Source organism: Streptomyces sp. NPDC059787 (assembly GCF_042732315.1).
In the GTDB taxonomy this organism is placed as follows: domain Bacteria; phylum Actinomycetota; class Actinomycetes; order Streptomycetales; family Streptomycetaceae; genus Streptomyces; species Streptomyces atrovirens.
This window is the reverse complement of the sequence record NZ_JBHWHX010000003.1, coordinates 65,438-87,688: the sequence shown is the minus strand read 5'-3', so window position 1 is coordinate 87,688 and position 22,251 is coordinate 65,438. Positions and strand designations below refer to the sequence as shown.

The following is a 22,251-nucleotide window of genomic DNA, read 5'->3' as shown; positions in this document are numbered from 1 at the left end:
GCGGTGGATGCCGTGGCGCTGGTGATCGGTGAACGCGTGGTCGGCCTCGACGGCCGGCCCGCCAAAGAGTTCGTCGAGCGTGGCCAGGGCCTGCGCGGTGAGTGTGACGCGAGCCCGGGCCGTATCCGCGGGCTTGCCGCATCTATCGAATCTCGATAGTTTCCCATCGTGATTCGATCGAAGCGTCCGTCTTCGACGGTCTGAAGGAGCACAGCCATGCCCACAGCAGCCCCCGACCTCCACCGTCCCGGAGACACGGTCGAAACGGATGTGCTGGTGGTCGGTGCCGGACTGGCCGGCCTTCACGTCGCCACACTGCTCGCCCGGCAGGGCCACGACGTGCTCCTGGCCGAGCGGCGGACCGGTCTCGCCGGCGCGATCCGCACCACGGGAATCTTCGTACGGAAGACACTCGACGACTTTCCGCTGCCCGACGAACACCTCGGGCCGCCGATCCGGCGGGTGGTGCTCTATCCCCCCGGCCTGCGCCGCCCCGTCAGCCTGGTCAGCGACCGTGACGAGTTCCGGGTGGGCGACATGGCGCCGCTGTACGAGACGGCGGCCGCCGCCGCGGTCGACGCCGGCGTGCGGCTGGCGCTGGGCACCCGCTACGCCGGCCGGCGGGACGGCACCTTCCGCCTGGTGGGCCGCGACGGGCCGACCGCGGTCCGGGCACGCTTCGTCGTCGGCGCCGACGGAGCGCGTTCGAGCGTCGCCCGCGACCTCGGCCTCGACCGCAACCGCCGGCTGCTGGTCGGTGCCGAGGAAGTCTTCGAGGTGCCCGCGAACGGTGAACCCCCGACCTTCCACTGCGTCCTCGACCCCTCGCTCGCCCCCGGGTACCTGGCCTGGACGGTCAACGACGGGCGGCACGCCCATGTCGGGGTCGCGGGCTACGCCGACCGTTTCCCCCAGGGCCTGCGCCGGACCATGGAGCGGTTCAGCGCCTCGGCCCCCGGGCTGGCCGGCGTGGACCGGCCCGAGTCGGTGGAGCGGCGCGGGGGCCCGATCCCCGTCGGCGGGGTGCTGCGCCGCATCGCCTGTACCGAGGGACTCCTGGTGGGCGACGCGGCGGGCGCGGTCTCACCCCTCACCGCCGGGGGCCTGGACCCGTGCCTGCGACTGTCGGAGCTGGCCGCCTCCGTCCTCGACGACGCCCTGCGGTCGGGGCGGCCGGAGGCGCTGACCCACTACAGCGGAGCCGCCCTGCGCGCGCAGTTCCGGGGCCGGCTCACCCTGCGCAAGGGCCTGGCGCACATACGGACACCGGCCGCGTCCACAGCGGCGTTCGCCCTGCTGCGCACACCGTTCGGCCGGGCCGCGGCCGGCCGTGTCCTCTTCGGCGACCGGTCCTTCCCCGACCCGTCGCCCACCGGTCAGAGGCCGGTGAGCAGGTCGTCGAGCGGGGCGGGTACGCGCTCGGGGTGGAGGGCCTCGACGAGGACGCGGCCGTAGTGGATCTTGCGGCCCTTCTTCGTGCCGAGGAAGCGCCGCAACTGCTGCTGTGCGGTGCGTTCCCGCTGGGCGGGCTGGCTCAGGAAGGTCCGCAGGGGGCGCAGATCGCCCTCCGCCCGGACCAGTTCCTCCACCCGCGTCACTCCCAGCGCGCGGATGAGTTCGTCCTCCAGGTCCGCGGCGCAGACGAAGAACTCCTGCCGTGCGACACCGGCCCGCTCCAACCCGCGGGCGTAGTAACCGCGTTCGCCCTCGTCGCACAGCCCCGTGAGGCGCAGGTCCAGGCCGGGTGGCCCGAGCAGGCGGGCGAAGCGCCCGATGTTCATCGCGCCTCCCATCGGCAGGACGCAGATTCCCTCGGCCGCCAGGTTCCGGCCGCGGCCCGCGGCCAGCGCGTCGACCGCCGCGGCGTCGCTCAGCCCTTCCAGCAGGACCGCCGCCCGGACGTCGAGCCGCGCCGCCAGTTCGCGCGCGGGGCCGCCGGGACCACCGGCTGCCCACGCGGTGACCGCGTCCCGGAACAACTCCATGTCAGCCATGGGACGAGTCTGGGCCCTTTCCGGGCGCCACCGGTAGGGGATTTCCGCCGGCGGCCCGCGGGACAGGCGGCACCGGCGGGCGCCGGTGCCGCCTGCCGAGGCGGACTACGGTGCCACGCAGCCGATCGTGCCCACCGGGAAGTCATTGCCCGACGACGTGGCGGTGAAGCCGAACGTCACGCTCCCGTCGGGGTTGACCACACGGTTGTGATCGACGTTCCGCACCGTCACCGTGCCGTCGGAGCCCTTGGTCAGGGAGCCGTTCCACGCACTGCCGATCGTGGTCCCGACGCCGGGCTTCCACTGCACGGCCCAGCCGTTGAGCGGTGACGTCCCGTGGTTCATCACCTCGACGGAGCCCTGGAAGCCGCCGCTCCAGGAGTTCACCACGTTGTAGACGGCCATGCAGGAACCGGTGTGCGTCGGGGGATCCGTCGGGTCCGGGTCCGTCGGGTCCGGGTCCGGTGTGCCGCCGGAGTCGCCGATGCCGGTCACCTCGCCGTTGCCGCCGTCGAAGACGACGTCGGAGCAGGAGAAGAAGTTCTCCTGGCTGTCCGAACGCACCCACTGCATGAAGATCAGCGCGTTGCCGGAGCGCCCGGAGGGCAGCTTCAGGTCCCAGTAGTAGTGGCCGCCGTTGGCGCCGGCCGAGCCCTGCTGGGGCGGGTTGGTGACGGTCTGGACGAGCTCCAGGTCGTTCCAGCCGAGCCGGGACGTGGGCGACCAGCCGGGCTTGGTGAGGTAGACCCGGAAGTCACCGGGGTGGGCGGCCCAGTTGCTGTACTGCACCTTGACCGTCGCTCCGGACGTCAGATGTGTCCGGGGCCAGTCGGCGCGGGCCGCGTTGTAGGCGGAGAAGTCGTACGGGGAGCGGTCACCGGCGCTGCAGAGCGTGCCGTCCGGCACATAGCCGGCGCCCCGCCCGCCCGCGTTGGAGTCGAGGACGGCGAACCAGTTGTACAGCGCCGTCGATCCGCTCCGGTCCAGCGCGTCCTGGCACGCCGGGTTGGTCGGGTCCAGTCCGCCGGTGCCGGTGAGGGCGTCCAGCTGGCAGAGGTAGGTGCGCGATCCGGGCATCATCGCCACACCGTGCGCCTGCGCGTCGTCCTGCCAGAGGAAGCTCAGGCCGAGCCCTCCGAGGAGGGTGGCCAGTACCGCTGCCAAGGAGACGAGTCTCCGTCGTAAGGCCATGGGGATCTCCTGTGCCGGTAGTGGATGGGTCGGGGAGTGGCGGGAGGTGGAAGCCCCGCCCGTCGGGGAGGGGCGTCGACCGGACGGGCGGGGGGTTCGGGGGACGGGACCCGGGGCCCGCCCTGTCGGCGCAGGAAGGAAGAGCGGGCCCCGGGCCGGGGACACGGCGGGTGCGCGGCCCGCCGGTCGGGTCAAGTGGCCGTGCAGGCGGTGCCGTTCAGGCTGAATCCGTTCGGCCGGGCGAAGGTGCCGCTGTAGGTTCCCTGGAAGCCGAAGTTCTGGCTTCCGCCGGGCGCGATCCGCGCGTTGCCGCCGAGCCCGCTCGCCGTGACCGCGCCCGAGGAGGGACTGACGGACGCGTTCCAGGCGTTGGTGACGCGCTGTCCGGAGGGCAGGGTGAAGGCGAGCTTCCACCCCTCGACGGCGGACGAACCGGCGTTCCTCACGGTGACGTCGGCGGTGAAGCCGCCCGGCCAGACGTTCGTGGCGTACGACACCGTGCACGCCGCCGGGTCACCGGGTCCCCCCGGCTCACCGCCGCCGGTGTCGACGGTGGAGGAGAAGGAGTTCACCGAGAGTCCGGCGCCGTTCTGCCAGGGCTCGAAACCGGCCTGGACGCTCGTCAGGTACCAGTCGTTCCGCGCCATTCCGCGCGCGACGGTCTCCTCGACGAAGTCCATCACGTCGAAGCTCCAGCTGCTGATCGCCGACGGCGCGACGAACGACAGCACGTCGTTGGAGCCGTTCCCGCCCGACCACACCTGCCAGGTGCGCCCGGCCACGGTGGCCGTGCCGGCCTGGGAGCCGATCGGCTGGATCGGGCCCACCTTGTTCAGCCAGATCATGATCTCGGTCCGGTTCACGCCGTCGGTCCGGGGCGTCGGGTCCAGCCAGATGTCGTACGAGGCGTTGTACACGGCGTCGCTGACATAGCCGTACGAGATGCTGCTGGGCGCACTGGAGATTCCGCTGATCCGCGCGGGGAGGGCGGTTCCCGGCGAGCAGTTGGTGTAGTGGCAGCCGTTGAAGACCGACGGGTACGACTTCGGGGCGCCGTTGGTCGGTGCCGAGCCGTCGGCCCGGGTGACGCGGAAGCCGGTGTCCGTGGCGGTGACGCACTGGGTGGCGCTGCTGCCCCAGCGGTTGTTCTGGACGACGTAGCGTCCCTGGACGACGGCCGATCCGTACGGTTCGCAGATCGTGGTGTCGGCCTGGGCCGGCGCCGTCCCGGTCACCAGCGCCGCGACCACGGCGAGAGCGGTGAGGAGCGTCGCGAACAGGCCGCGCAGGACCCGGGTTTGGTGCGGTAACCGTCGCATGCGGGGGCCTCTCCAAGAGGGTGCGGGGGCGACCGGAGGGAGCGCTCCCCTCTCCCCATTGATGGGAGCGCTCCCATTTGTGTTTCGGAACGGGACTGTAGGAGCTACCCATGTCCCTGACAAGGTTGTGCGCGGGAAACTGTCGAATTAAATTCGAAGGCGCAGGTCGGAGAGGTGATCGACAAGGGCCGTCCGCCCCGGGAGCGCTCCCGAAACATTCGATGACGCCGTGGTCCATGAGACGGTCGGGGAAGGCGGGTCAGGCGGAGCCGCGCAGCACCAGTTCCGTACGGAGGATGACGTGCCGCCAGGCCACCTCCGGCTCCTCCATCTCCTCCAGGAGCAGCCGCACCATCGTCCGGCCGATCTCCTCCAGCGGCTGGCGCACCGTCGTCAGCTTCGGATCGGTGTGCTGGGCGAGCGGGAAGTCGTCGAACCCGATCACCGCGACGTCCTCCGGCACCCGGCGTCCTGCCGCGCGCAGGGCGTCGAGCGCGCCCGCGGCCATGGTGTCCGACGCGGCGAACACACCGTCGATCTCCGGGGCACGCTCGATGAGTCCGGCCATCGCCCGGCGCCCGCTGTCCGCCGAGAAGTCCCCCTCGACGGTCCAGGCCGCCCTGCTCTCGGCGCCCGCCCGCTCCAGCGCCTCGTGGTAACCGCGCAGCCGGCACTGGGCCACGTACATGTCGAGCGGCCCGGTGATGGTCGCGATCGAGCGGCGTCCGAGACCCAGCAGGTGCGCCACCGCGCCGCGGGCGCCGCCGGCGTTGTCCGCGTCGACGTAGGTCACGCTCTCCTCGCCCGAGCGCCGCCCCAACAGGACGGTGGGCAAGCCCACTTCGGCCAGCATGTCGGGCAACGCGTCCTCGGCGTGCACGGACATCAGCATCACGCCGTCGACCCGGCCGCCGCGCGCGTACTCCACGAGGCGCTGCCGCTCCGCGTCCGTACGGACCAGGGTGAGCAGCAGCTGCACCTTGGTGTCGGTCAGCGCGTCGCCGACGGACCGGACGATCTCCGAGAAGAACGGCTCACCGAACTGCCGCCAGTCCGGCTCCGTCATGACCAGCGCGACGGCGTCGGCACGCCGGCCCGCCAGCGAACGGGCCGCCAGATTGGGGACGTACCCCAGCTCGGCGATGGCGCGCTGCACGGCACGGCGCGTCGAATCCTTCACGCCCGCCGCGTCGTTGATGACACGGGAGACGGTGCCCCGCCCCACACCGGCGAGCGCGGCCACCTCCTCCAGCGTCGGTGTACCGGGACGCTGCCTGCGCATGACCACCCCCACGAGATCACTAGATCTTACGGCCACCGGGTACCGGAACGGCCGTTCTTGGCACATGCTCCGCACCTGGACGGCGACCGGTTCCGGACAGCGGCACCTGCCTCCCGACCGGCCGGGGGAGAGGAACAGGCACCACCGGATCCGGTGCCGTTCCGGCTTCCTACGGCGCGGACGGAGGGGAGAGCTGCTCACGGACCCACGCGGGATCCGGGTTGACGTGCGGCCGGCCCCCGACGACGACCGTCGGTACGGTCTCGTCGCCGTCGTTGGCCGCCCTCACCGCTGCCGCTCCGTCCGGGTCACGCCAGATGTTCACCCAGTGCAACTGCCCGGCGGCGCGGCCCAGTCGGATGCGCAGCCGCAGGCAGTACGTGCAGCCGGGCCGCCAGAAGACGACCGGCCGGCCGTCGACCGCGCTGCGGCGTCGTGCCTCCGCAGCGCCGATCGACCTCGGGAAGACAAGGGGCGAGTTCATGCCCGCGAACGCCAGCAGCACCAGCAGAAGTGCCGCGGCCGCACCAGGACGGCCGGCGAGGACCAGCCGGGCCGCGGCGACCGAGCCGCAGAGCACCGACAACATCGGCAGAACCCAGACGCGCACCATGAGGACGCAGGCTACCGGGGCACCCGCGGCCACCACCGCCGCACCCCGCCCCCGCCCGCCGGCCACGGGACCACCGGTCGCCCGCCACGACGTCGGCACAGGTTCCGGCAGAAGCCGCCGTCCGCCGGACCGGGAGGAGACGGTCCCGGCCCGGAGCCGCCCTCGCCGGCGGAGACGGTGCGTCAGGACGGCGTACGGCGTGTCTCCGGCGCCGGTTCCTTCCGTGCGGCCGGACGCGGCACGCCGGGGCGGGCGTCCGGTGCCGGTGCTCCGCCCACCCGCAGGAGCGGCCAGTCCGCGAGGTCCCGCAGGAGCTGACGGTCGTGGGTCGCGACGACGACGCCGGCGCCGGTGTCGCGGAGCGCCCCGGTCAGCTCGTCGACCAGCGGTGCCGACAGGTGGTTGGTCGGCTCGTCGAGCAGGATCAGCGTGGGCCGCCCGGACAACGCCAGCGCCAGGTCGAGGCGCCGCTGCTGCCCCTGGGACATCCGCCCGACCGGCGTGCCCGTCGCGTCGGAGTCCAGCAGCCCGAGGGACCCCAGCGGGACGGCCCCGCCGTCCCGGAGCACCCCGCCGGCCACCAGCCGTCCGACGTGCCGGTCGTACACCTCGCGGGCGGTGAGCCGGGGGTCCTGTTCGGCGGTCTCCTGGGTGACCCGGACCACCCGCGCCCCGTTCGCCGTCCACAGGTGCCCGTCGGTGGGCCGGAGGGCGCCGGCCAGCACCGCGAGCAGCGTGGACTTCCCGGAGCCGTTGGGCCCGGTGACGAGCAGCCGTTCGCCGCCGTCGAGGGTGAGGTCGACCGGAGGGGCCAGCCGCCCGTCGACGGCGACACCGTGCGCCCGCAGCTGCGGCGTACCCGGCCGGACGTCCAGCCGGGGCCACCGCAGGACGGGCGGCGGCTCCGGCACGTCGATCCGGTGCGCGTCCAGCGCCTCCTGCTGCCGGTTCAGGGCCTGTACGACACCCGGCGCGCGGGACTGGCGCCGGTGCCTGCCGGTCCCCTTCTCCGGCCGCCAGCCGGTGGAGAGCCGGTCGCGGGCCCGCGACACCGCGTCCTGCAGCCGCCGGTGCTCGCTCTGCTGCTGCTCGTGGTCCTGCTCCCAGCGTTCACGCTCACGACGCCGGGCCCCCTCCCACGCGTCGTAGCCGCCGGCGTACAGGCGCGGCCTCCCGTCGCGGGTGGGGTCGAGGTCGAGGAACCGGTCCGCGACGTCGCGCAGCAGCGCCCGGTCATGGCTGACGACGGCGAGACCGCCGTCGTGTTCGCGGAGCCTGCGGGTCAGGAAGTCCAGGCCGCCGGAGTCGAGGTGGTTGGTCGGCTCGTCGAGCAGCAGGACGTCGTGCCGCGCGCCGAGCAGGCACGCCAGCCGGACGCGGTAGCGCTGTCCGACCGACAGGGCCGACAGCGGCCGCTCCCGGTCGGTGCAGGCACCGAGGGCCGCCAGGGCGACGTCGACGCGGCGTTCGGCGTCCCAGGCGTCGAGGCGGGTGGCGGTGTCGAGCGCGGCGGTGTAGCGGTCGTCGGCGGTGGGGTCGCCCCCGGCCATGGCGAGGCCCGCCTCGTCCAGCGAGGCGAGGGCCGCCAGGGACGGGGCCAGCGCCGCGGACGTGAGGGTGCCGACGGTCTCACCGTCGCGCGCGGACAGCTCCTGGCGGGCCAGGCCGACCGTGCCCGTCCGGTGCACGGTGCCCGCGTCGGGCGTGATCAGTCCGGCGAGGACGTGCAGCAGGGTCGTCTTGCCACGGCCGTTCTCGCCGACGACGGCGATCCGCGACCGGGCGGAGACGGTGACCGAGACATCGTTCAGGACGCGCCGGGAGCCACGGGTGACGGCGACGCCGTCGGCGCGGACATGGGCACTGCCGCCCGCCTCGACGGGCAGGGACAAGGCTTCGGGGGTCGGGGTGGGGTTCAACGGATGCTCCGCAGCTCGCAGTGGAGCCGGGCAGCACGAAACAACCGCCCGGCAGGGACCGGAACGGCGTGCGCTGATTCAGGGAGAAGGCGCCGCCGTCAGCGGGCGGATCGAACCTTCTGCGACCAGATACCTCGTGCCATGCCGAGCACCCTAACAGCGCCGGCGTCCCTGGCTCCTCCGGTTTTCGACGGGCACGGCCGGCCCCGGACACCGGCACGCGCCGGGCACCACTGCGGGATCATGACGACCATGGCACTCTTCCTCAGAACCCGCCCCGGCGGCGATCCGGCACGGACCCGTGTCGCGGCAGCCGTGGCCGCGCTGGTGACCGTCGGAGCGGGACTGGGCCTGCGGGCCGTGGCGACGGGGGACGTGGCCAAGTACGGCGGGGACGCCCTCTACACCCTCCTGGTCTTCGCCCTGACGGTCCTGGTGGCGCCGCGGATGACACCGCCGAGGGCCGCAGGGGTCGCGCTCGCCGTCAGCTGGGGGATCGAGTTCCTGCAGCTCACCGGGGTGCCGGCGGAACTCTCCCGGCACAGCACCGCGGCCCGTCTGGTCCTCGGCTCCACCTTCAACGCGCCGGACCTGTTCTGGTACACGATCGGCGCGATCGCCGGCTGGCTCCTCGCACGGGGACGTGCGGTGCCGGCCGGAGAGCCGTGACACACGGTGCCGGTTTCACCGGGCGGGGAGGTGATACCCGGCCCTGCGACCTGTTCCCCCACGCGCAGGAGGGCTCATGGCAACCGGCGAGACGGGCTTCAGCGATGTCGTGTACGACCTGATCTCCGTGCAGTACCACTCGCTGAAGGCGGGCCACGACTACGGCCAGTACGTCCGTGACGCGGAGAGCGCGGACCAGAAGGAGATCGCCGACTTCTTCAGGGAGGTCATGGCACAGGACTCGGAACGCGCGGCCCGCTGCCACCGGTACCTGGCCCGGCTGTCCGGCACCGAGAAGGCCGGCCCCGCCGTCGACTGACGGCACGGGTACGTCACAGCCCCGCCCGGCCGGCACCGGGGCGGTCGGCCGGGAACCCGGCATGCGGGCGGACGCCGCTCGTTGCACGCTGGTGCCATGGCGAGCGATCGGCCCATCGTGATCTACCCGCCCGGCGAGGACGGCGGCCGACGCGTCCGTGGCGGTGCGCGGTTCCTCGGGATGGCGTACGGGCTGCTGGACGTGGTGGAGTTCCTGCGCCTCGAAGGGCTGGAGAGCGTCGACGACGACTGGCTGCGCCGGTCCGCGACGGTCGAGTGGCGCGGCGGCGGCCCGGACGTGTGGAGCGCTCACGGCTGATCGGTACGCTGGGGACGTCGTGGCACGGCGGAGCGGGAGGGGCTGGGGCAGGATGACGGTCGACGATGCTTGGGTGGGGCTCGCCGAGGCCGTGCGCGCGGTGCGCAGGGAACTCGCCGAGGCCGTCGCCGACGGGGACGGGACCGACGTACGCTTCGATGTGGGCCCGGTCGAGCTGGAGTTCACCGTGGACGTCCGCAAGGAACAGGGCGTGGACGGCGGTGTGCGGGTCTGGGTGCTCTCCGCGGGCGGGCGGGGGACGAAGACCTCCGGTACGGCCCACCGGATGCTCGTGTCCCTCAACCCGGTCACCGGAGACGGGCAGCCCCTGCGCATCACCTCACAGGAGGCGGACGTCACTCCGCGCGGTGAGTGAGAGGTGGTCCCGGACGCGCGTGTGGTGGAGGTCTGGGCCCGCGGACCGGACGGCGGCTGGTCGTTCGGATCCGGGTACCGGGTGGGTCCCGCCCTCGTACTGACCGCGGCCCATGTGGTCCAGCCGGAAACCGGCGGGCCCGGCACGGAGTTGTTCGTCCGCCGGCTCACCGAGGACCGCCGGTGGCGGGTACGGGCCGTCTGGTGCCGGCTGGACCGGCGGATGGACGCCGCGCTGCTGGAGATCAGCGACCCGGAGTGGCAGCCCCCGCCCGGTGAGCCCGGGGTGCGCTGGGGCGTGCTCGGCGGCTCCGCACCCGGAGTGCCGTGCGCGGCGTCCGGGTTCCCGATGTCCCAGCGGCAGGACAACGGCCTGCGCGACACCGACCAGCTCTCCGGCAGCGTCAATCCGGGCACGGGCGTACTGCGGCACCGCTACGAGGTGGAGGTGCACGGTACGGTCCGGGCGCAGCACGTCGCTCCCTCACCCTGGTCGGGCATGTCGGGTGCCGTCGTCCTGTCGGGCGGGCTGGTGGTGGGCCTGATCGTCGAGGACCCACGGGCCTTCCGCAGCGCCCGCGTCGATGCCGTGAGGGCCGTCGACCTGCTGGCCGTCGACGCCTTCCGCCGGGCGGTGGAGGAGGACACCGGGCGGCCGCCCGTCCTGGAGTCCGTCGAACTCGCGGACCTGTCGGCCCCCGCGGACCGCCCCACCGAGGCACGGTCACCTTCGTTCCTGCTGCGGGCCGACTCCGAGGTCGTGCCCTTCCACGGACGCGAGAGGGAACGTGCCGAACTCGGCGCCTGGTGCCGCGAACCCGGGTTCGGGGTGCGGATCCTCACCGGTCCGGCGGGGCAGGGCAAGACCCGCCTGGCCCGCGAGATCGTGGCCGGGCTCCACCGGGAGCGGCGGCTGGCCGCATGGGTCACGTACGACGGTCCGTCCGCCACCGCACCCGACCACACCGTGCTGCACACGCTGTCCACACCGACGGTGCTCGTCGTCGACTACGCGGAGACACGCGGCGACCAGGTGCGCTCCCTGATCGAACACGCGCTGGCCAACCGTCACGGCACCGCCGTCCGCCTGCTGTTGCTGGCCCGGACGTGCGGCGACTGGTGGTCCCGGATCGCCAAGGGCACCTCGGCCCTGCTGGAGGACGCCCTGCGCGACGTACGGGCCGACGCACTCGGGCCGCTGGAGACGACTCCGCAGGGCAGGTCGGCGGCCTACCGCCGGGCGCTCGACGCCTACGCCACCGCCCTGAGCCGCATCCCTCCCCACGACGGTGTCCCCTGGCACCGTCACGCCGGCCGGCTCGTACGGACCGGGCCCGACGCCACCGGGCCGGACGGCCCGGCGGAGGCGGTGCTCGCCCTGCACACCCGGGCCCTGACCGACCTCCTCCAGGCCGGACCCGCGCCGGCTCCCCGCCGGCCGGGCGAGTCCCCGGAGGACGTGCTCCTGCACCACGAATGGCGCTACTGGTCACGCCACGCCGAGGAGTGCGGACTGCGCCTGCCCGACCGGGTGCTGGACCGGGCCGTCGCCGCGGCCGCGCTCTGCGCGGTGGACACCGAGGCGAAGGCCGAGCGGGTCCTGCGCACCGTGCTTCCGGCGGCCTTCGCCGGGCAGGCCGCCACCGTGACGGCGGCCGGCCGCTGGCTGCGCGCCCTCTATCCGCCGGTCGGCAGAACCGTCTGGGGCTCCCTGCAGCCCGACCGGATCGCCGAGCACCTCGTCGGCCGGCAGATCACCGGCGCCGACGACCCGTTGTTCGACCTGCTCCCCGAACTGGGCGAAACCTCCCTCGAGGCCGCCCTGACCGTGCTGACCCGGGCCATGGCCCACCAGCCGCGCCTCGCCACGGTGCTGCCGGCCCTGGTGCTCACCCGCGCCGGGCAGTACGCGCCCGGAGCCCTGTCCGTGGCCGGCCGGACCGACCCGCCGGAACCGCTGCGCAGGGCGCTCACCGCCGTACTCGAGAACGGCCGCATCCCGACCGCGCTCGCCCTCACCCTCTTCGACCGGCTCCCCCTGACGCCAGGGCCCTTCCGCCGGGCGTCGGACGTCCTGAGCGTCCGGCTGACCCGGTCCCTGGTACGGGTCGAACGCAAGCACGGACACGCGCCGCTCGCCGCCACCGCCCGGACCATCGACGCCGTCGCCACCCGCGCGGCACTCGCCGGTGACTACGAGAAGGCCATCAGCACCGGTGACGCGGCCCTGGAGTACTGGCGGGCCGTCGTCGCCGCGGAGGACGGCCGGCGCTACGTGCCCGAACTGGCCGGTGCCTGCGCCAACCAGGCCGTCCACCTGGGCCAGGTCCTCCTCCACCCGGACGCCCTCCGTCTCGCCGAGGAGGCCGTGGAGCTGTGGCACACGGCCGTGGACAGCGGACAGGCGACCCCACAGGAGACGACCCCCGCCCTCCTCACCCTCGCCGACGCGCAGTCCCGCACCGGCAGGCCGGCCGACGCGATCGAGACCGTCGAACGGGCCGTCCGCATCCGGCGTGACGTCGCCGGGAACGGCTCCGCCCAGGACCGTCACGCGCTCGCCGTCGCCCTGGCCGCGCTCGCCGCCACCCTGCTCGAAGCGGGCGACCCCGAGCAGGCCGTGGACATCGTCGACGAGGCGCTGCTCGTCTGGGAGGCGATGCCGGGCGCCCCCACGGACCGGTACGCCGCCGCGCTGCTGACCCGTGCCGGGGCACTCACCGACCTGGCGCGGCACGCCGAGGCGCTGCGGACGGCCGAGCGGGCGGTCGCGCTCTTCGCCGACGACGGGACGGATCCCGCCGACCGGTCCCGGCGGGAGACACTCGCCAAGGTCTGGAACGCGCTGTCCGTCTGCCTCAGCGAGGTGGGCCGCGACGACGAGGCCGTCGCGGCCGGCCGTACGAGCGTCGCGCACCTCTACGAGCTGGTGGAGCGCAACCCCCGCGCGCACCTCGTGAACACCGTGAGCGTCATGGCCAACCTCTCCCACGCGCTCAGCGAGGCGGGGGACGCCCAGGAGGCCCTGGACATGGCCGAGAAGGCGCTCCGCCTCTACGACGAACACCTCCACTCCGGGGCGGGGCACACGGCGGAGATCTCCGCCCGGCTGCTCGACACCCTCGCCCTGAGGCTCAACAGCACCGGCCGCCACGAAGAGGCGTTGGAGAGGTCCGGGCAGGCGGTCGAGCACGGCCGCGGGCTCCTGGAGGCGGACCCCGGCCGCCACCGCCCGCACCTGTCGCGGCTGCTGACGAACCAGGCCCTGATCCTCGTCGAACTGGGCCGCCTCGACGACGCGGTGCGAGCCACCCTCGAATCCGTCGCCCTCGCCCGTACGGCCGCCCTGAACCAGGACGACGACGCCACCCTGGCGGATCTGGCGCTGTCCGTCTACAACGCGGCCATCGACCTGGGCGAGTTCGGCCGCCTCGACGAAGCCGCGGCGCTGGCGGAGGAGGCCGTCGGACATCACCGGGCGCTCGCCGGACGCCATCCCGAGGCTTTCGCGGCGGACCTGGGCGACAGCCTCGTGGTGTGGGGCCGGCTGCTGTGCGATCTGGGCCGGGTGGAGGCGGGACGGGCCCGTCTGCGCGAGGCACTCGGGCTCTTCGCGTCCGGAGCCCGCCCCGAGAGCGTCGGGGAGACCCGCGCTCTCCTCGGCTCCCTCACCGGACGCGGGGAGCCCGCCTGAAAGTCACTCCCCGGGAAGACCGCGCTCCGGCGCCGTGGTGTGGCGGTGGGTCCGTGCGCGGAAGGTGCGGCGGCAGGCGGCTGGAGTACCACCGCGACGACCCGCCGACGCTGGAATGGCCCTTCCCCCGTTCAATGGGCCCCCGGACCGTCCTCGGCGAGTCCACGGTGGCGGACGCCGCCACCGTGCCCAGCCATCTGTCCGTCCCGGACCCGCACACCTACATGACGGCCGAGGCGGCCGGGGACCTGTCGGACCCGGACACCCCGGCACCGGCCGCGACCGACGAACAGGGGCGGTCCGCACAGACCTTCCTCGCCGACGTCGTCGTGCGCTCCGGCGGCGGCGAACGGCGCGCCGTGGCCCGGGGCCGGGACATCTGCGCCGTCACCGCGCCGCTCGTGGTGGAAGCGGTGGACCGCATCCTCACGGGGCGGACCAGGACGGCCGGTGTCGCCTCCGCCGGCGCGCTCTTCGACGCGCCGGACTTCCTCGGCGCCCTGCCCTCGTACCTGTCCCTGGAACTGCGTCCGCGAGACGCCGGGTGACGCGGCGGAGCCCTGACCGGGCCTTGCGGCCCGGTCAGGGCTCGAGCGGTCCTTCGAGGGGGCGCGGGTCAGCGGGTGAAGGTGACCCGGTGCTCCTTCAGCGCGCCGCAGTTGGAGCCGTACACCTGTACGTACACGTTGTCGATGCTGCCGCCCCAGTCCACGCAGTGGCCCTTGCCGTAGACGTAGGTCGGCCCCGCGTACGACGTGTACCATCCGCCGTCCTGGTCACCCTTCTCGGTGTCGGGTACGTAGACCCACGCGGACATGTCCCGGGCGGTGCCGGGGTTGGTGCGGATGGTCGTGACGCAGTTCCGGCCGTTGGCCGAGTTGTACGTCAGGTAGACGGTGCCCAGGGAGCCGACGGCTGCCGAGTTCACGGTCCTGTAGCCGCTTCCGCACACCTGCTGCGGGGTGGTGTTGGGTGCGGCCGCGGCCGGTGACGCCAGGGCGGTCGTGGCCCCCACCGCCAGGGCGGCCGACGCGGAGACGACCAGGACGGAACGACTGAATCTCATATTTCCCCCTTGCGGCTCTTGGAGCGGTTGCTCCTGTCCTGTGGGACCCGCGGACCGGGCGAAGGGTTGTGCCGTGTTCGACGCCGGACTCCGGCGCCCGGTGACCGGGTTCACGGCGGGAGATCCGTCAGCGGCGCCGCAGGGACGCGTCGAGCAGCGCGGGCGGCGTGTCGTGCTTCTCGTGTGCGGCCAGGTCGGTGCCCGGGGCGACGACGGAGTCGATCGCGTCGAGTACGTCGGCGGGGAGCACGGTGTCGGCGGCGGCGAGCTGGGAGCGCAGGTGGTCCAGGGTGCGCGGCCCGATGAGGGCACTGGTCACGGCCGGGTGCGCGGTGGCGAAACCGAGTGCGAGCCGGATCATCGTCAGACCGGCCGCGTCGGCGATCCCGGCCAGTCGCTCGACGGCGTCGAGCCGGGCCCGGTTGGCGGGGAGGGCGGTGTCGAAGCGTTCCGGCATGAACGCCGAGCGGTGGGTGGTGACGTCCTTGCCCCTGCGGACGGCGCCGGACAGCCAGCCCGAGGCCAGCGGACTCCACACCAGCACCCCCATCCCGTACTCCTCCGTCACGGGCAGGACGTCGGACTCGATCCCGCGCTGCAGTACGGAGTAGCTGGGCTGTTCGGTGACGTAGCGGCTCAGACGGTGTTCGCGGGCGGCCCACTGCGCCTGCACGACGCGGTAGGCGGGGAACGTGGAGGAGCCGAAGTAGCGGATCTTCCCCGCGCGTTGCAGATCGGTCAGGGCGGACAGGGTCTCCTCGTCGCTGGTGGCCGGGTCCCACCGGTGGACCTGGTAGAGATCGACATGGTCGACGCCGAGACGGCGCAGGCTGTCGTCCAGCGCGGTGACCAGCCGGCGGCGCGAGCTCCCCCGGTGGTTCCGCCCGTCACCCATGGGCATGCCGGCCTTGGTGGCCAGCACGATGTCGTCGCGGCGGCCGGCGACGGCCTTGCCGACCATCTCCTCCGACTCGCCGCCGCCGTACACGTCGGCGGTGTCGATGAGGTTGACACCGGCCTCCAGCGCGGCGTCGACGATGGCGGTGGCCTCCTCCTGGGTGGTGTTGCCGATCCTGCCGAAGTTCATCGCGCCGAGCGCGAGGGTGCTGACCTGGATGCCGGTGCGGCCCAGGGTGCGGTACTGCATGTTCGTGTCTCCTCGGTACGGGAAGTGTGTGACGGCATGGCGGCGCACGGCTTGGTGGCCGGGCGCCCGCTCTGGCATCATGAGCAAACGGAACCGTGTTCCGGAACAATACGGAACGCCGTTCCGTATTGGCAAGCGGTGATGAGCGGAAGGAGCGGCGCGGTGAGCGACAGTGACGAGGGCGCCGGGCGCGCGGCTCCGTCCCGGCGCAAGGACGCCCGGCGCAACAAGGAGAACCTGCTGGACGCCGCCGCCGCGGTCTTCGTCGCGTCGGGCGTGGACGCGCCGGTCCGTGACATCGCGGCCAGGGCCGGAGTCGGGCTGGGCACGATCTACCGCCACTTCCCGACGCGGGCGGACCTCATCATCGCCGTCTACCGGCACCAGGTCGACGCCTGCGCCGAGGCCGGCCCGGCCCTGCTGGCCGGCGGTGCGACCCCGCACGAGGCGCTGGGGGAGTGGATCGGCCTCTTCGTCGACTTCCTGGTCACCAAGCACGGCCTCGCCGCCGTGCTGCACTCCGACGAGGCCGGTTTCGACGCCCTGCACGCCTACTTCCTCGACCGTCTCGTGCCGGTCTGCGCCCAACTGCTCGAAGCCGCCGCGGCGTCCGGTGGGATCCGCTCCGACATCGACGCCTACGCACTCATGCGCGGCGTGGGAAACCTGTGCATCGGCGCGGAGAGCGACCCCCGCTACGACGCACGCCGACTGGCCGGGCTCCTCGTCGCGGGACTGCGGTCACCCCGGTAGCGCCTTCCCGGGTGGTGGGGGAGGCGATGCGCAACGTGTCACACCGTTGACCGGTCCCCCCTCCTGCGGGCGGGAAGGCGGCGCACGGTCAGGTCCTCCGTCTTCGCCGGGGCCGGCCCGCCGTCCCGGCGGCGGTGCTTGACGGTTCTCCGTCTCCCGCTCCACGGGGTTTCCTTCCCTCCCCCGCCGAAAGCCCGGCAACGGGCTTTCCCTCACGGGACTTTGCCTTCTCTTTACAACCCGTGCCGTCGCTGTCCCGTCTCTTCGCACGATCCATGACCCAGCCCGCCGGGTCACCCTGCGGGCGGAGCGACGAAAGAGAGCGACCCATGCGCCGAACTGTCCTCAGCGCCACGGCACTTGCCTGCACCGCCGTACTGGCGAGCACGGTGCCCGCCTTCGCCGACGGGCCGTCCCCGGTCCCCGCGGCCTCCGCGACCCCCAGCGAGTCGCCGGCCCCGGCCGACGCCACCGACCCGAGCCCCGTACCGGCCGAGAGCGAAGCGCAGGCGCCCGGCGAGGTCACCGTCGTACCGAGCGGTGCGCCCGACACCGGAGTCGCGCCCGGGTCCGCGGAGTCCGGAACCGACGGCGCGCTGATCGGCGGGAGCGCCGCCGGGGTGCTCGCCGCCGGCGGTGCGGCGGTCCTCCTCGTACGTCGCCGGCGGGCGACCACGGCATGACGTCGCTCTCCAGGCGTGCCTTCGCCACCACGGCGGCGGCCGCGCTCCTCGGCGGCTGCGGAGGCGGCCACCGGACCGGCCGGTCCCCGGCCGGACACCCCGGCGGTACGGCACCGTCCGCGCGGCCCTCCGGGAAACCGGCGCGTGTCCTCGGGCGTTCGGTCCCGGTCGGGCTGGAGATACCGGACATCGGGGTCGACACGCCGGTCATCCGGCTGGGGCTGGCCCCGGACCGCACGGTCCAGGTGCCTCCGGTCACGGCCCATGACCGGGCGGGCTGGTACCGGCACTCGCCGACGCCCGGCCAGACCGGCCCGTCGGTGATCCTCGGCCATGTCACGGTCGGCGCCTACGGGGACGGCGTCTTCCGGCACCTCGCACGCCTGCGCCCGGGGAACAGGGTCGTGGCACGCCTGGAGAACGGCACCGCGGCGGTGTTCGCCGTCGACTCGGTCCGGACGGTCGCCAAGGCGGACTTCCCGACGGACGCGGTCTACGGTGACGTCGGCCGGCCGGAACTGCGGCTCATCACGTGCGGTGGCCCACGTACCGGCGACGAGTACCGCGACAACGTGATCGTGTTCGCCGCGCTGACCTCCGCGAGCCCTTGATCCGCCACCGCCTTCCCGGGCCGCGGGCCATGCGCCCGCGGCCCGGGAACCGACCCGCGACGGGTCCCACGACATCAGTACCGCCACGACCATGGAGAGCGTTGAAACGGTCCCGCGAGCAGGCAGCGTCCGAACTCTTCGCCGCCCTCTACCCGCGCCTCGCCGGCTGGTGCCGCCGGCTGGTCGACGACGACGAGACGGCCCACGAGATCGCCTCGGAGGCGTTCACCCGGCTGTGGGCCCGCTGGACGTCCGTGGCCGAGCCACGGGGCTTCCTCTACGTCACCGCCGCCAACCTAGTCCGGGACCACTGGCGCGCACTCGAACGCGAACGCAAGGCCGTGCGCCGTGTCACCACCGAGACCGCCGCCCGCCCGCACACCGAACAGTCCGACCCGTCCGTACGTCTGCTCGTGCAGTCGCTGCCGGAACGACTGCGTGTCCCGATCATGCTGCACTACTACGCCGACATGCCGATCCGGGAGGTGTCCGCGGTGACCGGACGCAAGGAAGGAACCATCAAGGCCGACCTCCACGCGGCCAGGGAACTGCTCCGCGCCCACCTGAGGAGAAGCCTTGATCACACACTCTGACGACGGTCCGGAGTTCGAACCCGACGACCCCCTCGCCGTCATCCTGCGGCCGGCCTCCGACCGCCTCGGCCCGCCCCCCGGCCGGTACGAGGAGATCCGCCGCGGCGCGGCGCGGCGTCGGCTGGTCCGTGCCGCGGTCGGGGTCGGGGCCGGACTGACGTGTGCCGTCGCCGCCCTCGTCGTACTGCTGCCGCAGTCGTCGGCCCCCGGCGATCCGGTGTCCCCGTCGGTCCCTCTCGCCCCGCCGCCCGTGAGCAGCCCTTCCGTCACATCCACTCCGTCGGTGTCACCGGAACCCGCCGAAGTCCGTCCCTCCCCCCAGGCCCCGACCGACGGTCCCGGAACCCCGGTGACCGAGGTCGCCCCCGTTCCCGGCCCGAGGTGAGCCCGGATTCCGTCCCCGCGGCCTTCGCATCCCTCGGACTGCTCGGTCACCATGAGGTTCCTCGACATCGGCACCGCCCTGGCCGAGGCCGGCGGCTCCTTCGACGACGTGGCGAAACCGACGGTCCACGTCGTCGACCGGCCCCCCCGGCAAGGTGCCCCTGCTCCTGGAGGGGATCTCCCGCGCCCCCGGGAAGCCGGGAGTCACCCCGGTCCCGCCGGCCGCACTCCTGGGCGTGGCGGCACTCGACGTCCCCGGGCATCTCGTCGAGATCGAGGCCACCGCGGTCCTCGACCGGCGGGCCTCACGCGCCGCTCCGCCGCCGACGCACGCGCCCGCGTCGGCCGGAGCGCCCGGGTCGTGAAGTCCCGGTGAAAACCCTGTGGAAGCGGTGTCGGTGGGGTCGCTTATGCTGCACCGGATGATCACGCGGGGCCAGGGGAGGGCGCGGATGTTCGGCAAGCTGTTCGGCAAGGACGAGGCGAGACGGACGGCGGATCCGCACGCCCTCCCGGCCCCGCGCAGGAAGAACGGGGTCTACGTCCTGCGCGCCCTCGGGGACACGCGGGTGCTGGCGGTCGTCGAGGCTGCGGACGCGGGTGACTGGGAGGCGGTCAAGACGGCCCTGGCCCCCTTCGACCTGGGCCGCGACCATCGCGTCCTCGGTCAGCTGGCCGACCTGGACGGGGTGCAGGACTGGATCGGCCGCGCCGTCGAGGAGGACAAGGAGCACCGCGCCCTGGCCCTGCTGATATCCGGGGCGCGGCACATCAGCTGGGGCTGGGAGGCCCGGACCAGCGCGCGTGCCGTGGACGTGACGCGGGAGCAGTGGCGGATCTTCCACGAGCGGCTCGACATCGCCGAGGAGCAACTGTTCGAGGCCGCCGAGCTGCGGCCGGAATGGGTCACGCCGTGGCGCCGGCTCCTCACCTCCGGGCGCGGCATGTCGCTGGGCCCCGCCGTCAACGAGACCCGGTTCGACGCCGGCCTGCGCCGCGACCCGCTGGACCTGGACATCCACACCGAGCGGCTGGCGCAGTTGCAGCCCCGTTGGGGCGGCGAGCCGGGCCAGGCTTTGGCGTTCGCCCGTGAGGCGTTCGCCGGTGCGCCCGACGGCCACCGGCTCGGCTGCGTCGTCGCCATGGCGTACGTCGAGGAATGGGTGGAGTCGGACGACAGCAACTGCCTGCAGCAACCCAGGATCCGAACCGAGCTGAGGGAGGCGGCGGAGCGCAGCATCCTGCACCACGCGTACGAGCGCGGCCTGGGCTGGCAGGGCGACTACAACATGTTCGCCATGGCCCTCTCACTGGCCGGCAGCAGCACGGCCTCGAACGTCTTCCGTGAGCTGGACGGCGCGTTCACCGAGTGGCCGTGGACGTTCATGGCGGACCCGCAGAAGGCGTACGCGCGCTTCCGCAAAGCCTTCTGAGCCCTTCGGTTCTCCGTCTCCCGTCGCCGCCCCACCCCTTCACCCACCCGGACCGCCGATGATCCTGCCCGAGAACACCGCCGCCGACCGCACCTTCCAGGTCGACCTGCGCGGCCTCGTCGACCTCCTCTCCCACCACCTCTACTCCAGCCCCCGCGTCTACCTGCGCGAACTCCTGCAGAACGCGGTGGACGCGCTGACCGCCCGGCACGCCCTCGAACCGGCCGCCCCCGCCGACGCCTTCGGTGTCCGCCTGTACGCCGACGGCACGGTGGTGCGTGTCGAGGACGACGGCGTCGGCCTCACCGAGGCCGACGTGCACACCTTCCTCGCCACCATCGGCCGCAGCAGCAAGCGCGCCGAGAAGATCGCCGAGCAACGCGGCGACTTCATCGGCCAGTTCGGCATCGGACTGCTCTCCTGCTTCCTGGTCGCGGACGAGATCCACGTCCTGAGCCGCTCCGCCCGCACCCCCGACGCGCCCGCCGTGGAGTGGCGGGGACGCGGCGACGGCAGCTACACCGTCCGCGTCCTGCCCGCCACCGCCCGCCCCCGGCCCGGCACCACCGTCACGCTGACGCCCCGCACCGACGCGGGCGAGTGGACCCGACCGGAGCAAGTCCACGCGCTGGCCCGGCACTTCGGCTCCCTGCTGCGCCACCCGGTGACCTTCGACGACGGCACGGGCGCCGCGTCCGTCAACCCCGAACCCGCCCCCTGGGCACGTACGTACCCCACACCGGGAGCCCGCTCCCGCGCGCTGGCCGCGTACGGCGAGGAGGTCTTCGGCTTCAAGCCGCTCGACACCATCGAGCTGGACCTGCCCGCCGTGGGCCTGAAGGGCATCGCGTGCGTGCTGCCCGAGACGGTGCCGGCCGGCCGCAGCCACGGTCACCGCGTGCACGTCAAGGGCATGCTCCTGTCCGAGCAGGCCGAGGAGATCCTGCCCGAGTGGGCGTTCTTCGTCCGCTGCGTCATCGACGCCGAGAGCCTGCGCCCGACCGCGTCCCGCGAGTCCCTGTACGAGGACGACACCCTCGCCGCCGTCCGCGACGCCCTCGCCGAGCGGCTGCGCGCGTGGATCGCCCGGGCCGCCGCCAGCGACCCGGACCTGCTGGCCCGCTTCCTCCAGGCCCACCACCTGGCCGTGAAGTCGCTCGCGGTGCACGACGACGAGATCCTGCGGATGCTGCTGCCCTGGCTGCCGTTCGAGACCACCGACGGGCACACCACCCTCGACGAGTTCGCGCGCACCCACCGCACCGTGCTCGTGACGTCGAGCGTGGAGGAGTTCCGGCAGGTCGCGGCGATCGCCTCGGCCGCCGGGCTCGGCGTCGTCAACGGCGGCTACACCTACGACCGTGAACTGGTCCACCGGCTGCCGGAGATCAGGTCCGAGGTCACGGTCGCCGACCTCGACCCGGCGACCCTCACCGCCCACCTCGACCCCGTCGACCGGGAGACGGAACTGGCCGCCGCGGCCTATCTCGCCCAGGCCCGCGACGCCCTCGCCGTCTTCGACTGCGACGTGGCGCTGCGCACCTTCCACCCCGCCTCCGCACCCGCCCTCCTCGTCGACAGCCGCGAGGCCCGGCACGAACGCACCCGCTCCCGGCTCGCCCGCGAGCAGGAGGGCGGCCTGTGGGGCGACATCCTCGGCGCCCTGCGCCAGGAGGCGCCGCGGGCCCAGCTCATCCTCAACCAGCTCAACCCGCTGGTCCGCACCGCCGTCGCCATCGACGAGCCCGAACTGGCCCGCACCAGCGCCGAAGCCCTCTACGGACAGGCCGCGCTGCTGTCCCGGCGACCGCTCAGACCCGCGGAGTCGAGCCTCATCAACCGCTCCTTCCTCGACCTTCTCGCCCACGCCCTCCGCAAGGACAGCTGA

At 73.4% G+C, this 22,251-nt stretch carries 22 protein-coding genes and 2 pseudogenes; 16 read left to right on the top strand and 8 right to left on the bottom strand.

The genetic code is table 11. From position 1 onward, the window contains the following. Positions 1-12: 12 nt before the first annotated feature. Both ACFV5H_RS04135 and ACFV5H_RS04130 read left to right on the top strand, forming a co-directional pair. Positions 13-159 carry a hypothetical protein gene (locus tag ACFV5H_RS04135; RefSeq protein WP_385049751.1) on the top strand — a complete coding sequence of 49 codons (147 nt, stop codon included), beginning with the start codon at positions 13-15 and terminating at the stop codon, positions 157-159. A gap of 57 nt (positions 160-216) precedes the next feature. Continuing rightward, positions 217-1,455, top strand: coding sequence for an FAD-dependent oxidoreductase (locus ACFV5H_RS04130; RefSeq protein ID WP_385192679.1), 1,239 nt, complete (start codon positions 217-219; stop codon positions 1,453-1,455). Here the strand turns inward: ACFV5H_RS04130 and ACFV5H_RS04125 are convergent. The 6 genes from ACFV5H_RS04125 to ACFV5H_RS04100 all read right to left on the bottom strand — a co-directional run bounded on the left by ACFV5H_RS04125 (position 1,377) and on the right by ACFV5H_RS04100 (position 8,318). Then, positions 1,377-1,994 (bottom strand): TOPRIM nucleotidyl transferase/hydrolase domain-containing protein, encoded by a 618-nt coding sequence (locus ACFV5H_RS04125; protein WP_385192676.1) that lies wholly within the window; start codon positions 1,992-1,994, stop codon positions 1,377-1,379. The two genes, ACFV5H_RS04130 and ACFV5H_RS04125, sit on opposite strands and share 79 nt — an antisense overlap. Positions 1,995-2,099: 105 nt before the next feature. Further along, positions 2,100-3,185: a lytic polysaccharide monooxygenase gene (locus ACFV5H_RS04120; RefSeq protein ID WP_385192674.1), complete on the bottom strand. Its 1,086-nt coding sequence runs from the start codon at positions 3,183-3,185 to the stop codon at positions 2,100-2,102. A gap of 191 nt (positions 3,186-3,376) precedes the next feature. Beyond that, positions 3,377-4,504 (bottom strand): cellulose binding domain-containing protein, encoded by a 1,128-nt coding sequence (locus ACFV5H_RS04115; protein ID WP_385192671.1) that lies wholly within the window; start codon positions 4,502-4,504, stop codon positions 3,377-3,379. Between the two features lie 259 nt (positions 4,505-4,763). Continuing rightward, positions 4,764-5,786, bottom strand: a complete 1,023-nt coding sequence (locus ACFV5H_RS04110) for a LacI family DNA-binding transcriptional regulator (protein ID WP_385049765.1) — start codon at positions 5,784-5,786, stop codon at positions 4,764-4,766. 169 nt (positions 5,787-5,955) lie between these two features. Continuing rightward, positions 5,956-6,399 (bottom strand): glutaredoxin domain-containing protein, encoded by a 444-nt coding sequence (locus ACFV5H_RS04105; protein ID WP_385049768.1) that lies wholly within the window; start codon positions 6,397-6,399, stop codon positions 5,956-5,958. A gap of 182 nt (positions 6,400-6,581) precedes the next feature. After that, positions 6,582-8,318: an ABC-F family ATP-binding cassette domain-containing protein gene (locus tag ACFV5H_RS04100; RefSeq protein WP_385192668.1), complete on the bottom strand. Its 1,737-nt coding sequence runs from the start codon at positions 8,316-8,318 to the stop codon at positions 6,582-6,584. Positions 8,319-8,570: 252 nt separating this feature from the next. Here ACFV5H_RS04100 and ACFV5H_RS04095 point away from each other — a divergent pair, with 252 nt between their 5' ends. From ACFV5H_RS04095 to ACFV5H_RS04070, 6 genes and pseudogenes are all read left to right on the top strand, one after another. Further along, complete coding sequence (locus tag ACFV5H_RS04095; protein ID WP_385049773.1) at positions 8,571-8,987, top strand: DUF2809 domain-containing protein; 417 nt, start codon at positions 8,571-8,573, stop codon at positions 8,985-8,987. 76 nt (positions 8,988-9,063) lie between these two features. Continuing rightward, positions 9,064-9,306, top strand: a complete 243-nt coding sequence (locus ACFV5H_RS04090) for an acyl carrier protein (protein ID WP_385049776.1) — start codon at positions 9,064-9,066, stop codon at positions 9,304-9,306. Between the two features lie 96 nt (positions 9,307-9,402). Beyond that, the gene (locus ACFV5H_RS04085; protein WP_385049779.1) at positions 9,403-9,624 is read left to right on the top strand and encodes a hypothetical protein; all 222 of its coding nucleotides are present in this window, start codon (positions 9,403-9,405) and stop codon (positions 9,622-9,624) included. 52 nt (positions 9,625-9,676) lie between these two features. After that, positions 9,677-10,000, top strand: coding sequence for a trypco2 family protein (locus ACFV5H_RS04080; RefSeq protein WP_385049782.1), 324 nt, complete (start codon positions 9,677-9,679; stop codon positions 9,998-10,000). 21 nt (positions 10,001-10,021) lie between these two features. After that, positions 10,022-13,693 carry a trypsin-like peptidase domain-containing protein gene (locus ACFV5H_RS04075; protein WP_385192665.1) on the top strand — a complete coding sequence of 1,224 codons (3,672 nt, stop codon included), beginning with the start codon at positions 10,022-10,024 and terminating at the stop codon, positions 13,691-13,693. A gap of 44 nt (positions 13,694-13,737) precedes the next feature. Continuing rightward, positions 13,738-14,241 (top strand): annotated as a pseudogene (locus tag ACFV5H_RS04070) (saccharopine dehydrogenase); the annotation flags it as partial. Between the two features lie 68 nt (positions 14,242-14,309). Here ACFV5H_RS04070 and ACFV5H_RS04065 read toward each other — a convergent pair. Continuing rightward, entirely contained in the window at positions 14,310-14,759 is a 450-nt protein-coding gene (locus ACFV5H_RS04065; protein WP_385049786.1) for a spore-associated protein, read from the bottom strand. Between the two features lie 127 nt (positions 14,760-14,886). Beyond that, positions 14,887-15,906: an aldo/keto reductase gene (locus ACFV5H_RS04060; RefSeq protein WP_385049788.1), complete on the bottom strand. Its 1,020-nt coding sequence runs from the start codon at positions 15,904-15,906 to the stop codon at positions 14,887-14,889. Between the two features lie 162 nt (positions 15,907-16,068). On the opposite strand from ACFV5H_RS04060, the gene ACFV5H_RS04055 reads away from it, so the two are divergent. The 8 genes and pseudogenes from ACFV5H_RS04055 to ACFV5H_RS04020 all read left to right on the top strand — a co-directional run bounded on the left by ACFV5H_RS04055 (position 16,069) and on the right by ACFV5H_RS04020 (position 22,251). Beyond that, positions 16,069-16,659 (top strand): TetR/AcrR family transcriptional regulator, encoded by a 591-nt coding sequence (locus ACFV5H_RS04055; RefSeq protein ID WP_385192663.1) that lies wholly within the window; start codon positions 16,069-16,071, stop codon positions 16,657-16,659. Positions 16,660-16,988: 329 nt separating this feature from the next. Beyond that, a complete protein-coding gene (locus ACFV5H_RS04050) occupies positions 16,989-17,342 on the top strand; it encodes a sortase-dependent protein (protein ID WP_385049793.1) in 354 nt (117 codons plus the stop codon). Next, on the top strand, positions 17,339-17,953 hold the full coding sequence (locus tag ACFV5H_RS04045; protein ID WP_385049795.1) for a class F sortase: 615 nt from the start codon (positions 17,339-17,341) through the stop codon (positions 17,951-17,953). Before ACFV5H_RS04050 ends, ACFV5H_RS04045 begins: the two co-directional genes overlap by 4 nt. A gap of 101 nt (positions 17,954-18,054) precedes the next feature. Then, the gene (locus ACFV5H_RS04040) at positions 18,055-18,546 is read left to right on the top strand and encodes an RNA polymerase sigma factor (RefSeq protein WP_385049799.1); all 492 of its coding nucleotides are present in this window, start codon (positions 18,055-18,057) and stop codon (positions 18,544-18,546) included. Further along, positions 18,530-18,931 carry a hypothetical protein gene (locus ACFV5H_RS04035; protein ID WP_385049802.1) on the top strand — a complete coding sequence of 134 codons (402 nt, stop codon included), beginning with the start codon at positions 18,530-18,532 and terminating at the stop codon, positions 18,929-18,931. Before ACFV5H_RS04040 ends, ACFV5H_RS04035 begins: the two co-directional genes overlap by 17 nt. A gap of 57 nt (positions 18,932-18,988) precedes the next feature. Next, positions 18,989-19,226: pseudogene (locus ACFV5H_RS04030) on the top strand (Rid family hydrolase); the annotation flags it as partial. A 156-nt stretch (positions 19,227-19,382) separates the two neighbouring features. After that, positions 19,383-20,363, top strand: coding sequence for a hypothetical protein (locus ACFV5H_RS04025; RefSeq protein ID WP_385192894.1), 981 nt, complete (start codon positions 19,383-19,385; stop codon positions 20,361-20,363). Positions 20,364-20,421: 58 nt separating this feature from the next. Further along, entirely contained in the window at positions 20,422-22,251 is a 1,830-nt protein-coding gene (locus ACFV5H_RS04020) for an HSP90 family protein (protein ID WP_385192661.1), read from the top strand.

Bases quoted from the DNA above. Each gene is read 5' to 3' on its own strand.
- ACFV5H_RS04130 (WP_385192679.1), top strand. From the start codon at position 217: ATGCCCACAGCAGCCCCCGACCTCCACCGTCCCGGAGACACGGTCGAA.
- ACFV5H_RS04125 (WP_385192676.1), bottom strand. From the start codon at position 1,994: ATGGCTGACATGGAGTTGTTCCGGGACGCGGTCACCGCGTGGGCAGCC.
- ACFV5H_RS04120 (WP_385192674.1), bottom strand. From the start codon at position 3,185: ATGGCCTTACGACGGAGACTCGTCTCCTTGGCAGCGGTACTGGCCACC.
- ACFV5H_RS04115 (WP_385192671.1), bottom strand. From the start codon at position 4,504: ATGCGACGGTTACCGCACCAAACCCGGGTCCTGCGCGGCCTGTTCGCG.
- ACFV5H_RS04110 (WP_385049765.1), bottom strand. From the start codon at position 5,786: ATGCGCAGGCAGCGTCCCGGTACACCGACGCTGGAGGAGGTGGCCGCG.
- ACFV5H_RS04105 (WP_385049768.1), bottom strand. From the start codon at position 6,399: ATGGTGCGCGTCTGGGTTCTGCCGATGTTGTCGGTGCTCTGCGGCTCG.
- ACFV5H_RS04095 (WP_385049773.1), top strand. From the start codon at position 8,571: ATGGCACTCTTCCTCAGAACCCGCCCCGGCGGCGATCCGGCACGGACC.
- ACFV5H_RS04090 (WP_385049776.1), top strand. From the start codon at position 9,064: ATGGCAACCGGCGAGACGGGCTTCAGCGATGTCGTGTACGACCTGATC.
- ACFV5H_RS04085 (WP_385049779.1), top strand. From the start codon at position 9,403: ATGGCGAGCGATCGGCCCATCGTGATCTACCCGCCCGGCGAGGACGGC.
- ACFV5H_RS04080 (WP_385049782.1), top strand. From the start codon at position 9,677: ATGACGGTCGACGATGCTTGGGTGGGGCTCGCCGAGGCCGTGCGCGCG.
- ACFV5H_RS04065 (WP_385049786.1), bottom strand. From the start codon at position 14,759: ATGAGATTCAGTCGTTCCGTCCTGGTCGTCTCCGCGTCGGCCGCCCTG.
- ACFV5H_RS04060 (WP_385049788.1), bottom strand. From the start codon at position 15,906: ATGCAGTACCGCACCCTGGGCCGCACCGGCATCCAGGTCAGCACCCTC.
- ACFV5H_RS04050 (WP_385049793.1), top strand. From the start codon at position 16,989: ATGCGCCGAACTGTCCTCAGCGCCACGGCACTTGCCTGCACCGCCGTA.
- ACFV5H_RS04045 (WP_385049795.1), top strand. From the start codon at position 17,339: ATGACGTCGCTCTCCAGGCGTGCCTTCGCCACCACGGCGGCGGCCGCG.
- ACFV5H_RS04025 (WP_385192894.1), top strand. From the start codon at position 19,383: ATGTTCGGCAAGCTGTTCGGCAAGGACGAGGCGAGACGGACGGCGGAT.
- ACFV5H_RS04020 (WP_385192661.1), top strand. From the start codon at position 20,422: ATGATCCTGCCCGAGAACACCGCCGCCGACCGCACCTTCCAGGTCGAC.